We start from the raw sequence: 14,842 nt of genomic DNA on the forward strand, positions 1-14,842 counted from the left end.
CTCCCCATCCCACCACCACCGCCCCCACGCCGCGTCGATCACGGAGTTGGCAGGGCAGCCCGGTCTGTCCCCGCCAACCTCATGATCAGCCGGTGACGGTGGGGTGGGTTAGCCGGCCAGGTGGGACCAGCGGGGTTCCAGGGCGCGCCAGGGGCCCTGGGCGGCCACCGTTCCGCCCTGCAGGACCACCACGTGGTCGGCGCGGACCAGGGCGGCCCGCTTGGACGTGGAGCCGATCACGGTCACCCCGTGCTCGCGCAGCGCCGCCCAGAGCGCCAGCTCGGTGGTGACGTCCAGCGCGGACGAGACGTCGTCGGCGATCAGCAGCTCGGTACGCGGCGCCAGCGCCCGGGCCAGCGCCAGCCGCTGCAACTGCCCACCGGACAGCCGGGTCCCCTTGTGCCCGATGAGCAGCCCCAGCCCACCTCCGGCGGCGGCCAGGTCGTGTTCCAGCTGGGCTGTCGCCACCGCCCCGACCGCGTCCACGTCGTGCCCGAGGGCGACGTTGTCGGCGACCGTGCCGGACAGCACCCGGGGCAGCTGCCCCACGTACCCCACCTGCTGCGGGCGCAGGAACAGCTCCGGTTCGGTCACCGGCTCGTCGTTCCAGCGCAGCGTGCCGGTGTGGTGCACGATCCCGGCGAGCGCCCGCAGCAGCGAGGACTTGCCGGCGCCCACCGGCCCCACGACCAGCACCAGCTGCCCCCGCGACACGGTGAGGTCCACGTCGCGGACGGCCAACGTCCCGTCGCCGTGCAGGGCGCCGAAGCCGACCAGCTCCAGTCGCCGCAACGGCCGCCGGGCGGGCGGCTCGGGCGCGGGCGCGGTGCCGGCGGCGAGGTCCACGCCGGGCACCGGCGCCGAGTACGACGCCACCCCGCACATCGACACCGTCCGCCGGGTCCACACCTTCGCCGACGGGTAGTGCGACACCAGCGCCGCGGTCGTCCAGGCGAACCAGCGGGCCGCACCCAGGGTGGAGACCGCCACCAGGGTGCCACCGGCGGAGAGGCCACCGGCCAGGTAGAGCGCCCAGGCCCCGATCGGCAACAGTCCGCTGGCCACCGCCGGGGTGGACCGGGCCCACACCTGCATGGCGATCTCCCGGCGCTGCCGGTCGCTGCGCACCACGTCCAGTTGGGCGAGATGGTCGAGCACCGGCCGGGTGGCCCCGGCCAGCTTCACCGTGCGCGCCGCCGACAGCGACGACACCAGCGCCGTGGCGAACGCCGCCCGGGCCTTGACCGTGCCCCGGGCGGAACGTTCCAGGCGCGGACCGAACAGGGTCGCGGTCAGCCCCGAGACCACCATCGTGCCGACGAAGAACAGCCCCGGCACGATGCTGCCGGTCACCACCGTCATGCTCACCAGCAGCGCCAACGCGATGAACTGGTCCATCAGGTTGTCGGCCAGCTCCACCACCCGCTCGGTGTCGCCGCCCTGGGCCACCACCTCGGCCGGGGTGTGCTCGCTGACCCGGCGCGGGCCGGTCTGCCCGTGCACCAGCCGCAGGCTGATCCGCAGCATCTGGCGCACCCACCACTGCGGGAACCACGCGTTGGTCAGGTAGGGCAGCGGCAGCACCAGCAGCAGCGCGGCGGCGATACCGACCGCCGGCAGCCAGGGACTGCCACCGTCGACCACGTCCGCCCAGAGCCAGGGCAGCACCGAGCCGTCCAGGCCGAACAGCAGCATGACGGTGAACAGGCCGACCGAGACCAGCCCGTAGCGCGGGTCGTTCAGGCCCAGCCGCAGGATCTCCCGCATGGTCCGCGCGGGCGGCTGCGCAGGCAGCGGCGGCGGTTCGCCCTTCGGTACGGCCACCGGCCGCGGTGCCGCCACCGGCGCGACGACCTCCGGCTCGGCGTCCCACTCCCCGCCCGGCGCCGGCAGCAGGTCCACCCCGGCACGGGGCGCGCCCGCCCCGGCGTACGCTCCGGCGTGGCTGGCGGCGAGCAGTTCGGCGAAGCGGGCCGACTCGCGCAACGGACCGGCCTCCAGCACCGCGCCGTCGCCCATCACCACCACCTCGTCACAGCGCCGCACCGAGGACAGCCGGTGGGCGATGACGATGCCGATCCGGTCGGCGAGCAGCCGCTCGGTCGCCTCGCGCACCCGGTTCTCGGTGACCGGGTCTAGCCGGGCGGTGGCCTCGTCGAGGATCACCACGTGCGGGTCACGGACCAGGATCCGGGCGAACGCCACGAGCTGTTCCTGGCCGGCCGAGAGCACGTACCCGCCGTCGCCGAGCCGGGTGCCCAGCCCGCCGGGCAGTTCGGCGATCCAGTTGTCCAGCCCCAGCTCCGCCAGCGCCCGGCCGGCATCGTCGAGCAGGTCGGGGTCGAAGAGGGCGACGTTCTCGGCGAGGGTGCCGGCGAGGATCTCGGTGCGTTGCGGCACCACGGCGATCCACTGGCGCAGCCGTTCGACGTCGAGGTCGGTCAGGTCGGTGTCGCCGAGGAAGACCGTCCCGCGCGGCACGTCCACCGCCCGGGTGAGCACCTTCGCCAGCGTCGACTTGCCCGAACCGGTCCGCCCGACCAGGGCGTACGACCGGCCCCGGACGAAGCTGAGCCGCACGTCGCGCAGCGCCGGGCCACGCTGGGCGTCGCCGCTGGTCGGGTACCGGAAGCTGAGCCCACGCACGGTCAGGTCGCCCTCGGTCGGGCTCGCCCCGCCGGAGGGTTCCTGCCGGGCGTCGGAGAGCAGTTGCACCCGGGCCCACGCGCCGAGCGCGTACTGCACCTGCGGCACCCAGCGGGCGAGGTGCTCCGTGGTGGCGCCGAAGGCGATGGCGAGCAGCCAGATGGCGGTGAGCCGGGCTCCGTCGACCCGGCCGGTGGCCAGCGCCCACGCCCCGCCCAGCACCACGGCGACGACACCGACCCGAACCGCCCCGCCCGCGATGGCGGTGACCTCCGCCGTCATCCGGAACACCCGGCGGGCCCGGGCGAGGACCTCGGCGGCCCGCCGGGCGTAGAGGCGCAGCACGTACGGCCGGGCCAGGCTGGTCCGGACGTCGTCCTGGCCGTGCACGGCCTCCTCCATCACCGCTGCCAGATCCGACCAGGCCTCCTCCTCGGCCATCCGGGCCGGTGCGATGCGGGCCGTGGGGCGGCGCAGCACCACCGCGAGCAGCGCGGTCAGCAGCACCATGGCGACACCGGCCGGCCACCAGACGAAGACGGCGGCCACCGTGGAGAGCAGGCAGACCGCCAGCCCCTGCACCAGCCGGACACCGGTGCCCCGCACCTCGGAGGCGACCTGGTAGACGTCGTTGTCGATGCGGTCGAGCAGTTCGCCGACCGGGGTGGTCTCCAGGGTCGGCAAATCCTGACCGAGCGCCACCCGGCAGAGCCGGCGGCGCACGTCGGCGGACCAGTCGGCGGTCAGCCGGGCCATCACCAGGCCGATCACCAGATCGCTGCCGACGGCGGCGACCAGCGCCACGGCCAGCCCGACGAACCAGCCCACCGAACGGTGCACCAGGACGGGGCCGGCCAGCGCCGAGGCGGCGGCCTGGCCGGCGGCGGCGAGGACGACCAGGAACACCACCAGGGCCATCCGACGTGGCGCGGTGGCCCAGAGATCACGGAGCAGGCGCATGGGACGGTCCCTCCGGGACTCGGGGTGGGGTGGGGGCGGCGACCCCAGCCTGACCCTCCGACGGCGACCACTCAACGCATTTACGCCACCGGCAGACCCGCCGGCTCAGGTCCGGGCGACCCGCCGGACGATGCCGAGCAACGCCTCCTGCACGTCGGTGATCGGCCGGTCGGGCTGGAAGACCAGCCAGTCGACGGCCACCACGAGCCCGACCCCGAACAGCGCCGAGGAGGCGGTGCGCACGTCCAGGTCGGCCGGCAGCTCGCCGCTGTCCACCCCGGCGCGGACGGTCTGCGCGATCACCTCGATCGCCTCGTCGCGCAGCAGCCGCAGGGTCTGTTGCCACTCGCGGTTGGTCCGCCACATCTCCGACAGCAGCAACTGGGCGAAGGCCCGGTAGCGCCGGATGTACTCCAGTTCGGCCCGCACCAGGGCGGCGAGCGCCTCGCGTGGGGGCAGCCCCGCCACCGCGGCCCGGAAGTCGGCGGTGAGCAGGCCGATGCCGTGGCGCAGCAACTCCTCGAAAAGGACCGTCTTGGACTCGAAGTTGTAGTAGACGGTGCCCTTGGCCACCCCGGCGCGGGCGGCGATGTCGTCCACGGTGGTGGCCGAGAAGCCCTGCTCGGCAATGAGTTCCACGGCCGCCACAAAGAGGCGTTGCCGGGTGTCCTCCCGCCGTCGTGATCGTCCGTCCGTCACTGGCCCTCCCCGTCGAACCGGCCGGTGCGGGCCGGGGTCCGCCTGTCGGCGTATCGCCGCGTGGCCCAACAGCATCCTCACATGCTCAGTTCGGGGTGCAGCCGGGCCGGGGTCAGCCGGCGCGAGCGGCGGGCCGCCACGACGGTCAGCAGCAGCGCCGCGACGCCGAACCCCGCGATGACCAGCGCGCCGGTGACCACGGTTGCGGCGGGGCCGCCGTTGACGGTGTGCCGCAGGCTCTGCACCACGTAGGTCATCGGCAGGTACGGGTGGATCGCCTGGAAGAAGCTCGGTGACGTCTGGACCGGGTAGGTGCCACCGGAGGAGGTGAGCTGGAGCATCAGCAGGGCCAGCGCGGCGAGCCGGCCGGCCGGGCCGAGCTGCGCGCCGAGCCACTGCATGATCGCGGTGAACGCGAGCGAGGTCAGGGCGAGCAGCCCGAGGGTGGCGGCCGGGTGGACCGGGTCGAGGCCGAGCGCCAGGGTGACCACGGTGAAGAGCACCCCGGCCTGGGCCAGCCCGATGGCCGCGGCGGGCAGCCAGCCGGCGAGCGCGACCCGCCAGGCGGGCGCGCCGGACATCACGTGCCGGCGGTTCACCGGCCGCAGCAGCATGTACGTGATCATCGCGCCGACCCAGAGCGCCAGGGCCAGGAAGTACGGCGCGAAGCCCACCCCGTACGAGCCGGCGGGGTGTTCGCTGCTGCGGTCCAGCCGGACCGGGTCGCCGAGGATGCCGGCGCGGTCGGCGGCGTCGTCGTACCCGGGGATCTTCTGTTCCCCGGCGGCCAGGCCGTCGGCGAGCTGGCCGGCGCCACCCTCCAGTTTGGTCAGGCCGGCGGCGAGTTGCGCGCCGCCACCGCCGAGCTGGGCCAGGCCGCTGTCGAGGTCGCGGGCGCCGGTGGAGAGCCGGAACAGCGCGCCGCGGATCTGTTGGGCGCCGGTGGCGGCCCCGCCGAGCCCGTCGCGCAGTTCGGCGTTGCCCTTGGCGACCCTGCCGGTGGCGTCGGCGAGCTGGCCGAGGCCGTCGGCGAGTTGGTGGACCTTGGTCCGCGCGTCGGCGACGTCGTCGGCCAGGTGCGGTGCGGCGGCGGCGACCTGGCGGGCGGAGGCGGCCACCTGGCGCATCTCCTTCTTCAGCTTCGCCAGGTCGAGCCGATCCAGGGTGCCGGTTATCTTCCCGGCGGTGTCGACGAGGTCGTCGGCGGCCTGCCGGGCGGCGGTGACGTCCCGGTCGTCGGCCAGTTCGGGGTGCTTGGCGACGAGCGCGTCGAGCCGGTCGCGCACCTTGCGCGCCTGGGCGGCGGCGGCGTCGGCCTGCCGCGGCAGGGCGTCGAGGCCGCCGGCGAGCGCGTCGGCTCCCTCGGCGATGGCGGTGGCGGCCCGGGCGATGGTGTCGGCGTTCTTCCGCAGCACCGGCTCGACCGTGCCGGTGGCGGCGTCGACGGTGCCGACCGCGGCGTCGACCCTGTCGGCGGCGGCCCGGGTCTGGGTGGCGACCTGGGCGCTGCCGTCGGCGAGCTGGGCGGCGCCGGTACGCAGCTTGTCGATGCCGCCGGTGAGCTGGTCGGCGCCCCGGGCGGCCTGGCCCAGGCCGGCGGAGAGCTTGCCGGCACCCGCCTCGGCGTCGCCGAGGCCGCCGGACAGCCGGTCGGCGCCGTCCTGTGATCGGGTCAGCCCGTCGGCGAGTTGCCCGGCCCCGTCGGCGGCCCGACCGGTCTCGGCCTTCAGGTCGGTGAAGCCGACCAGCATCCGGTCGAAGTAGCCCCCGGCGGCGCTCTCCGCGGCGGCGGCCCGGATCTCGCTGAACGCCGAGCGCGCCAGCAGACCGGAGAGGTAGTTGGTGGCGTCGTCGTTGACCACCTTCAGTTCGGCGGGCCGGGCCGGGTGGTCCGGATCGGGGTTGGCGGCCAGGGTGGCCGAGAAGTCCTCCGGGATGGAGAAGACCAGGTGGTACCGGCCGGTGCGGAGGCCGGCGGTGGCATCCTGAGCGTCGGTGACGGTCCAGCCGAAGACCCTCCGGTGGAGCAGCTCGTCGGTGAGGTCCTGCCCGGCGTGCACCTCGCCGCCGTCGGCGGTCTTCGCCGGCCGGTCGGCGTTGACCAGCGCCACCGGGATGCGGTCCATGTTCCCGTACGGATCCCAGAAGGCGTAGAGGTAGAGGGCCCCGTAGAGCAGCGGGACCACGGTGAGGACGGCGAGCGCGGCGCGCGGCAGCCGCCCCCGGGTCATCCGGCGCAGCTCGAAGCGGGCCAGGCGGAAGACGCTCATCGGGTCACCTCGGCGGTGTCGGAGGCGGCGGAGCCGGGGGCCCCGCTCGCGGGAGGGGCGGTCTTGTCGGGATCGGCAGCCGGCACGGCGGCGAGGGTTTCGAGGGCCGGCTGCTCGGGCACGGCGGGCGGCGAGACGGTCGGGTCGACGCGGGCCGGCAGGGTGGGGTCGCCGATGCGGTGCGCGACCGCCGGGGTGCCGAATTCGACGGCGCGGGCGCTGGCGACGACGGCGTACCCCTGGTCGGAGAGGCGGGCCAGGGCGGCCCAGAGCCAGGCCCGCTCGTCGGCGTCCGTGCCGGCGTCGACGTCGTCGGCGACGATCAGGCTGGGCCCGCACAGGGTTGCCAGCACCAGGCCGAGGACCTGCCGCTGCACCGGGGTGAGGTCCCGGCCGCGCAGGTTCGGATCCAGCGGGACGTCGTCGGTGAAGCCGGCGCCGGAGAGCGCGGCGGCCAGGGCGTTTTGCCGGTACGCCCGACGGGCACGGAGGGCGGCGACCGGTACCAGTTGCCGGCGGCGGCGCGGCACCGGCCCGAGCAGCAGCAGGCGTTCCTGGATGTGCTCGGCGACGGTGAGCGCGGGATCGGGCTCGTGCACTCCGGCGACCTGGCCGAGCGCGGCCGGGCCGTGGGTGCGCAAGCTGCCGGCGGTGTACGGGAACCGGCCGGAGAGCGCGAGCAGCAGCGAGGTACGCCCACTGCCGGGCGGCCCGGTGACCGCGTGCAGCTCGCCCGCCTCGGCCGTCAGGTCGACGTCCCGGTACACCCAGCCCCGGCGGGTGCGAAGCCCCAGCCCGTGCGCCTCGACGATCCTCATCCGACATCCTTGAACTGACTAGTCAGTATAAAAACATGTCCAGCGTATCGCCGGGCGGGCGGTTCGGAAGAGTCGGGCATCCGTGATCTCCGCCATGTCCGGCGGCACTTCCTCACAGCCTGCGGCATCCTGCGGGATCCACATGACCGGCAGCCCCGACCTGCCGCAAGCCACCCCCGGTGAGGACGCCAGCGTCGGACCAGCGGACGCACCGACCGCCGGGCAGTCCACGGCCAGGCAGCGCACCGAGCGGGAGGCCCGCGCCGAGCGGGAGGCTCGCGCCGAGCGGGAGGCTCGCGCCGAGCGGGAGGCCCGCGCCGAGCGGGCCGTCCGGGGAGGGCTGACGCGGGCGGATCAGAACAACACGGTGGCCAGGGTGCCGACCGGGCGGAAGCCGCAACGCTCGTAGACCCGGCGGGCCGACAGGTTGAAGTCGTTGACGTAGAGGCTGACCGTCGGGGCGACCCGCAGCAGGGCGTCGCGCACCACGGCGGCCATGGCCGCCGTGGCGATCCCCCGGCCGCGCCACTCCGGCGCCACCCAAACCCCCTGCACCTGGGCCGTCTGCCGGGTCACCACCGCCAGCTCGGCCTTGAACACCACCTGGCCGTCGACGAGGCGCGCGTACGCCCGTCCGGAACGGACCATGTCGTTCACCCGCCGCCGGTAGGCCCGCCCGCCGTCCTCAGCCAGCGGCGACACGCCGACCTCCTCGGTGTACATGGCGACCGCCGCCGGGAAGATCAGATCCATCTCTCCGCCGCGCACCCGGCGCACGTGCGGGTCGGCGGGCACCTCGGGCAGCGCGTCGGTAACCAGCAGTGGCTGGTTCGGCCGGACGTCCCGGGCCGGCCCCCAGTACGCCGAGAGCCGGTCCCAGAGCCCGAGCACCGCGTCGGCCCGTCCGACGATCGAGGAGCAGATCCGCTCCTCGGTGGCGAGCTGCTCGGCGAAGGCGGCCACCGCCGGCTCGGTGGCGAGCACCGGGGTGAGGTTGCCACCCAGCCAGCAGATCGACTCCAGGTGGCGGCGCGAACCGTACCCGAGCAGCCGCCCCTCGGCGCGCCACCAGGCCAGACCACGGGCGGTGATCCGCTCGGCGACCTGCGCACCCGCGATCGGGTCGAGGTCGAGCAGCCGCTCGACCGCCCGGCGCTCCGACTCCCCCAGTTGGCGTACCGGCACCGTCAGCACGGTTACCAGCCTGCCAGATGGGGGCGGGAGCGCGCGGGCCGACCGGATCAGACGGTCGCCGGCTCCGGCGTGACCTCGACCGGCCGGCTCCGGGCGGCCCACCGCACCACCGGGGGCACCAGCGCCCCCAGCAGCAGGAACCACCCGCCCAACAGCAGCCAGCCCGGCGCCCCCCAGCCGACCGCGAGGCTGGTGACCACCACCGGCGCGACCATCCCGCCGAGCTGCATGCCCATCCCGTACGCCCCCTGGTACTGGCCCTGGGCATGGGCGGGGGCGAGGCCGAACGAGATACCCCACCCGGCGGCGGCGTGCCACAGCTCGCCCAGGACGTGCACCAGCGACCCGGCCAGCAGCAGCCCCACCGCCACCGGGGTGGGCGCGCTCCCGCTGGCGGCGAAGAGCGCGCAGGCCACCGCGATCACCACGCCAGCCCGCCGGGCGGCCGACCCGGCTCCGGCCAGCTCCTCGGTGCCACGTGAGGCACGGACCTGGAAGAGCACCACGATCACCGTGTTGACCAGCATGCAGGCCGACACGATCCAGCGGGGCGCGGTGGTGTGCCCGGCGATCCAGAGCGGCAGGGCGATGTTGAGCAGCCCGAAGTGCATCGACATCAGCCCGTCGAGGACGGCGAAGGCGAGGAACGGGCGGTCCCGCAGGGCGATCAGCCGTGGCCCATGGGCGGGGGCCGGCACCGGTGGCAGCGGCGTCAGCCGGAGCAGGATCGCCGCCGCGAGCAGGTACGTGGCACAGTCGAGCAGGATCAGCGCGACGTACCCGGCGCGGGTGTCGGCCGCGATCCCCACGCCGGCGACCACGGCGCCGACGGAGATCCCGACGTTGGTGACCGCTCGCAGGTACGCCCGGGTGCGGACCCGCTGGTCGGCGGGGACGGCCCCGGCGATCAACGCGCCCCGGGCACCCCTGGTCGCGGCGTCGGCCACCGCCATCAGCACCCCGACCACCAGGAAGGTGGCGAACGACCGGACGGCCACCAGGGCGGCGGTGCACGCGGCGCAGGCGAGCAGCGCGCCGACCTGCATGCCGCGCGGGCCGTGCCGGTCGGCGAGGTAGCCCATGGGCGTGCTGGCCACCAGGGCGACCAGCGCGGTGACGGTGAGGCCGAGGCCGACCTGGGTCACCGACAGGCCGACCGAGCGGGTCAGGAAGAGCGCGCTGACGGTCAGCCAGGTGCCCCGCCCGACGGTGTTGACCAGGGTGGAGAGGGCAAGCGTCCGGGCCGGCCCCGGTTCGGGAAGCAGTCGCACCGGCACACCCTAGCAAGACGTACGTACGGTTTTCTTTCCCGGCCGGCCACACCACCCGCCCTCCGCACGGCACAAACAGAGAAAGAGTGGCTGTTCCTCGCGGAACAACCACTCTTTCCCGCGCGCCGTGCGCCGCAGCGCGGCACGAAGGGCCGTCGGGGGAGGGTCAGTGGACGGTGACCGTGGCCCCCGGAACCAGGGCGCGCAGCTCCTCGGGGAGCTCCGCGCCCATCTCGTCGGCGAGCCGGAGCGCCTCCTCGATCAGCGTCTCGACGATCTGCCCCTCGGGCACGGTCTTGATGACCTGGCCCCTGACGAAGATCTGCCCCTTGCCGTTGCCGGAGGCGACGCCGAGGTCGGCCTCCCGGGCCTCGCCCGGACCGTTCACCACGCAGCCCATCACGGCCACCCGCAGCGGCACCGGCAGCCCCTCCAGGCCGGCGGTGACCTCCTCGGCGAGCTTGTAGACGTCCACCTGGGCCCGGCCGCAGGACGGGCAGGAGACGATCTCCAGGCCGCGCTCGCGCAGGCCCAGCGACTCCAGGATCTGATTGCCGACCTTGATCTCCTCCACCGGCGGGGCGGACAGCGAGACCCGGATCGTGTCGCCGATCCCCTCGGCCAGCAGCGCGCCGAAGGCGACCGCCGACTTGATGGTGCCCTGGAACGCCGGGCCAGCCTCGGTCACGCCCAGGTGCAGCGGGTAGTCGCACTGCTCGGCGAGCTGCCGGTACGCCCGGATCATCACCACCGGGTCGTTGTGCTTGACCGAGATCTTGATGTCCCGGAAGCCGTGCTCCTCGAACAGCGAGCACTCCCACAGCGCCGACTCGACCAGCGCCTCGGCGGTGGCCTTGCCGTACTTGGCCAGCAGCCGCTTGTCCAACGAGCCGGCGTTGACCCCGATCCGGATCGGCACGCCGGCGTCACCGGCCGCCTTGGCGATCTCGGCGACCTTGTCGTCGAACTGGCGGATGTTGCCCGGGTTCACCCGGACGGCCGCGCAGCCGGCGTCGATCGCGGCGAAGACGTACTTCGGCTGGAAGTGGATGTCGGCGATCACCGGGATCTGCGACTTGCGCGCGATCGCCGGCAACGCCTCCACGTCGTCCTGGCTCGGCACGGCCACCCGGACGATCTGGCAACCAGACGCGGTCAACTCGGCGATCTGCTGGAGGGTGGCGTTGACGTCGGAGGTGAGGGTGGTGGTCATCGACTGCACCGACACCGGCGCGCCCCCACCGACCGGCACCGAACCGACCATGATCTGGCGGCTGGCCCGGCGCGGCGCGAGCGGCGGGGGCGGTACGGCGGGCATACCGAGACTGACAGCGGTCACTTCAGGCACTCACCTTGTGAAGAGCGTGATCGGGTTGATGATGTCCGCGGTGGCGGTGAGCAGCGTGAACGCCCCACCGACCAGGATCACCGCGTACGTGAGCGGCATGAGCTTCAGGTAGTCGACCCGGCCCGGGTCGGCGCGGCCGATCAGGCCGTACAGCCAGGAGCGGGCGCGTTCGAACCAGGCGATGGCGATGTGGCCGCCGTCCAGCGGCAGCAGCGGCAGCAGGTTGAACACGCCGACGAAGAAGTTCAGGCTGATGAAGAGCAGGACGAGCATCTGCCAGACGCCGTGCTCCAGCGCCTCGCCGCCGATCCGGCTGGCGCCGACCACGCTGATCGGGGTGTCCTTGTCCCGCTCGCCGCCGGTGACGGCCTCCCACAGGGCGGGGACCTTCTCCGGGATCCGCTTCATCGCCTCGAACGTGCCGACGGCGAGGTCCTTGATGTAGCCGCCGGTGGCGGGGATCGCCTCGATCGGGCCGTAGGTGACGGTGGCCGGGACACCCGGCGGCAGCGACGGACCGGCCACGCCGAGGGCGGAGACGGTGATCGGGGCGCCCTTCGGGTTGTCCAGCGGCGCGCGCTGCACCGCGGTCAGGGTGGTCCGGATCTCGGCGGGCACGCCGTCGCGTTCGTAGCGGATCGTCGCCGGCTGGCCCGGGGGCAGCTCGCGGACGGTCTTGACCAGGGCGGTGTAGTCGGGGACGGCGACCCCGTTCACCGCGACGATCTTGTCGTCGTCGCGCAGGCCGGCCTGCTTGGCGGGGCTGGCCGGGTCACCGGGGGCGCACTCGCGCGCCACGTTGGCGGGGATGACGCAGTCGACGACCTTGACGTACGCCGGCAGCGGGTTGGGCACGGCCTTGTTCGGCATCCCCATGAACATCGCCGCGAGCCAGATCGCGATCGCGGCCAGCGCGAAGTGGGTGATCGAGCCGGCGGACATCACGATCGTCCGCTTCCACACCGGGTAGCGCCACATCGCCCGGTGCTCGTCGGCCGGTTCGACGTCGTCGTCCTGCGGCGTCATGCCGACGATCTTGCAGAAGCCGCCGAGCGGGATGGCCTTGAGGCCGTACTCCGTCTCGCCCCGACGGAAGGAGAAGATGGTCGGGCCGAAGCCGACGAAGTAGCGGGTGACCTTCATCCCGAACGCCTTGGCGGTCAGCATGTGACCGGCCTCGTGCAGGCTCACCGAGATGAGAATCGCCAGGGCGATCACCACCACCCCGAGCAGGTACAGCATCAGGCTCCCTTCCCCGACCCCGAGATGATCTCCTGGGCGTGCGAACGCGCCCACGACTCCGCCGCGAGCACGTCCTCGACGGTACCCGGTTCGCCGAAATCGGGAGCCGCCTCCAGCACCCGTCCGAGGGTGTCGACGATGCCGAGGAACGGCAGCCGGCCGGCCACGAACGCCGCGACGCACTCCTCGTTGGCCGCGTTGTAGACCGCCGGGCGGCAGCGCCCGGCCTCGCCGGCCGCCTTGGCCAGGGCGACCGCCGGGAACGCCTCGTCGTCGAGCGGGGCGAACTCCCAGGTGTGCGCCCTCGTCCAGTCGACGGCGGAGGCAGCCTCGGGCACCCGGTCCGGCCAGCCCAGCGCGAGCGCGATCGGCAGGCGCATGTCCGGCGGGCTGGCCTGGGCGATGGTGGACCCGTCGGCGAACTCGACCATCGAGTGGATCACCGAGGTCGGGTGGATCATGACGGTGATGTCGGCGTACGGCACGTCGTACAGCTCGTGCGCCTCGATCACCTCCAGCGCCTTGTTGACCATGGTGGCGGAGTTGATCGTGACGACCGGGCCCATGTTCCAGGTGGGGTGCGCCAGCGCCTGCTCCGGCGTGACCCCGGTCAGCTCGTCGCGTCGCCGGCCCCGGAACGGCCCGCCGCTGGCGGTGACGATCAGCCGGCGCACCTCCGCCCGGGCACCGGAGCGCAGGCACTGCGCGAGAGCCGAGTGCTCGGAGTCGACCGGCACGATCTGCCCCGGCCGCGTCACCGCGGCCTTCACCAGGTGGCCGCCGGCCACCAGGGACTCCTTGTTGGCCAGGGCGAGGGTACGCCCGGCGCGCAGCGCCGCGAGGGTCGGCGCGAGCCCGAGCGAGCCCACCACCCCGTTGAGCACGATGTCGCAGGGCCACTGCGCCAGCTCGGTCATCGCGTCCGGGCCGGCGACGATCTTCGGCAGCTTGAAGTCCCCGGTGGCCCAGCCGCGCCGGCTGGCCTCGGCGTAGAAGGCGAGCTGGAGGTCCTGCGCGGCGGTGGACCTCGCCACCGCGACCGCTTCCACGCCCAGCTCCAGCGCCTGCGTGGCGAGCAGCGCGACGTTGCCGCCCCCGGCGCCGAGCGCCACCACCCGGAACCGGTCCGGGTTGCGCTGCACGATGTCGATGGCCTGAGTGCCGATCGAGCCGGTGGAACCGAGCAGGACGAGGTCTCGGGGAGTGGTCACCGGGCCATTCTGCCCCGCGCCCCCTGTGTGCCCGCTGGGAGCCTCAGCCGTCGGTGTCGGTCGATGCGGATTAGACCCAGCAGCTGCTGCACGGCGAGCCGCACCCCGGCAACGTGCTCACCACGAAGAACGGCCTGCTGTTCGTAGATTTCGAGACGTGCTGCCGGCTCGGGCGCGAATGCGGCCTGGGACATCCGGGCTCACCCCCTTAGCGGAACACCCTGCTGCCGACCAGCCGAGTCGCGCAGCCCGGCGAGGGGCGGCGTCGCAGACGGGTGCGCCTCGGCGTACAAGTGCCGTCCCCGCGCTGATCGCCGGCCTGAGCGGGGTGGTGTTCGTGACGTACCTCGGCGCGGCCGTCACGAGCGGTGACAACCTGGTGGCCGCGGCCGGTGCCGTCCTCCTTGGCGGGGTGCGCGCCTCCGGCGGACGCCCTGCTCATGAAACCGCCCGTGACCTGCGCATTCAATTCGAGTGCAAGGAAAAGCCAAACGGCCTGCCGCATGGTGTACCCGCCATGTCAGGGAGGGTATGGGGGGAACAGCCGTGCGTCGTTGGTGGTGGTTGGCGCTGCTCGGGCTCCTGGGTGGCGGGGTGGTCGTCGTCGCCGGTCCGGGGCGGACGCTGGCGGATGGCGCGGACCCGTTCGTCGCCAAGATCGAGGTGGGGGCACCCGGGGGCGGTGGCACCAGCTGCACCGGATCGTTGATAGACCGGCAATGGCTGATCACCGCCCGGACCTGCTTCGAGGCGGACGGCCGGACCGTGACCTTCGGGGCGCCGAGACAGCCGACGATGGCCATCGTCGGACGGACCAACCTCACCACGACGTCGGGTCACGCCGTGCCGGTCGTACGGTTGGTGCCACACCCGCAGCGCGACGTCGTCCTGGCCCGACTCGCGACCCCGATCACCGATGTCGCGCCGGTCCCGATCGGTTCGACCGCCCCGGCCGCGGGCGAGCGGCTGCGACTGGTCGGCTACGGACGCACCCGTACCGAGTGGGTGCCCAACCAGGCGCACACGGCCACCTTCGAGGTCACCTCCGTGGGCGCGGCCACTGTGGACATCGTCGGCACCGTGGGGGACCAGGTCGGCCCGTGCAAGGGCGACGCGGGCGGCCCGGCGCTGCGCGACAGCGGCGCGGGGACCGAACTGGTGGCGATCGGGCGCTCCTCCTGGC

General features: G+C 73.8%; 12 protein-coding genes. 3 read left to right on the plus strand and 9 right to left on the minus strand.

Features of this window, described 5'->3' with window-relative positions; genetic code table 11:
* Positions 1 to 108: 108 nt before the first annotated feature.
* The 4 genes from E1193_RS22490 to E1193_RS33845 all read right to left on the minus strand — a co-directional run bounded on the left by E1193_RS22490 (position 109) and on the right by E1193_RS33845 (position 7,393).
* Entirely contained in the window at positions 109 to 3,606 is a 3,498-nt protein-coding gene (locus tag E1193_RS22490) for an ABC transporter ATP-binding protein (RefSeq protein WP_132185170.1), read from the minus strand.
* A gap of 105 nt (positions 3,607 to 3,711) precedes the next feature.
* Positions 3,712 to 4,305: a TetR family transcriptional regulator gene (locus tag E1193_RS22495; protein ID WP_132185171.1), complete on the minus strand. Its 594-nt coding sequence runs from the start codon at positions 4,303 to 4,305 to the stop codon at positions 3,712 to 3,714.
* A gap of 77 nt (positions 4,306 to 4,382) precedes the next feature.
* Entirely contained in the window at positions 4,383 to 6,575 is a 2,193-nt protein-coding gene (locus E1193_RS22500; protein WP_132185172.1) for a YhgE/Pip domain-containing protein, read from the minus strand.
* Positions 6,572 to 7,393: an ABC transporter ATP-binding protein gene (locus tag E1193_RS33845; protein ID WP_132185173.1), complete on the minus strand. Its 822-nt coding sequence runs from the start codon at positions 7,391 to 7,393 to the stop codon at positions 6,572 to 6,574. The genes E1193_RS22500 and E1193_RS33845 overlap by 4 nt, the downstream gene beginning before the upstream one ends.
* 142 nt (positions 7,394 to 7,535) lie before the next feature.
* On the opposite strand from E1193_RS33845, the gene E1193_RS22510 reads away from it, so the two are divergent.
* A complete protein-coding gene (locus tag E1193_RS22510) occupies positions 7,536 to 7,802 on the plus strand; it encodes a hypothetical protein (RefSeq protein ID WP_132185174.1) in 267 nt (88 codons plus the stop codon).
* On the opposite strand, the gene E1193_RS22515 is transcribed toward E1193_RS22510, so the two are convergent.
* The 5 genes from E1193_RS22515 to dxr form a co-directional block, all read right to left on the minus strand.
* Positions 7,748 to 8,587: a DUF4081 domain-containing GNAT family N-acetyltransferase gene (locus E1193_RS22515; RefSeq protein ID WP_132185175.1), complete on the minus strand. Its 840-nt coding sequence runs from the start codon at positions 8,585 to 8,587 to the stop codon at positions 7,748 to 7,750. The genes E1193_RS22510 and E1193_RS22515 overlap by 55 nt on opposite strands.
* A 47-nt stretch (positions 8,588 to 8,634) precedes the next feature.
* Positions 8,635 to 9,858, minus strand: a complete 1,224-nt coding sequence (locus tag E1193_RS22520; RefSeq protein ID WP_132185176.1) for an MFS transporter — start codon at positions 9,856 to 9,858, stop codon at positions 8,635 to 8,637.
* 166 nt (positions 9,859 to 10,024) lie between these two features.
* The gene (gene ispG / locus E1193_RS22525) at positions 10,025 to 11,197 is read right to left on the minus strand and encodes a flavodoxin-dependent (E)-4-hydroxy-3-methylbut-2-enyl-diphosphate synthase (protein ID WP_132185177.1); all 1,173 of its coding nucleotides are present in this window, start codon (positions 11,195 to 11,197) and stop codon (positions 10,025 to 10,027) included.
* A gap of 9 nt (positions 11,198 to 11,206) precedes the next feature.
* Entirely contained in the window at positions 11,207 to 12,448 is a 1,242-nt protein-coding gene (locus tag E1193_RS22530) for a site-2 protease family protein (RefSeq protein WP_132185178.1), read from the minus strand.
* On the minus strand, positions 12,448 to 13,659 hold the full coding sequence (gene dxr, locus E1193_RS22535; RefSeq protein WP_132185179.1) for a 1-deoxy-D-xylulose-5-phosphate reductoisomerase: 1,212 nt from the start codon (positions 13,657 to 13,659) through the stop codon (positions 12,448 to 12,450). The genes E1193_RS22530 and dxr overlap by 1 nt, the downstream gene beginning before the upstream one ends.
* 86 nt (positions 13,660 to 13,745) lie before the next feature.
* Between dxr and E1193_RS34020 the strand changes: the two genes are divergently transcribed.
* Entirely contained in the window at positions 13,746 to 13,871 is a 126-nt protein-coding gene (locus E1193_RS34020) for a hypothetical protein (RefSeq protein WP_347877042.1), read from the plus strand.
* A gap of 319 nt (positions 13,872 to 14,190) precedes the next feature.
* Positions 14,191 to 14,842 (plus strand): trypsin-like serine protease (locus E1193_RS22545; RefSeq protein ID WP_132185180.1); only part of this gene is annotated, 652 nt, incomplete at its 3' end.

The organism is Micromonospora sp. KC606, assembly GCF_004348675.1.
Classification (GTDB): Bacteria; Actinomycetota; Actinomycetes; order Mycobacteriales; family Micromonosporaceae; genus Micromonospora.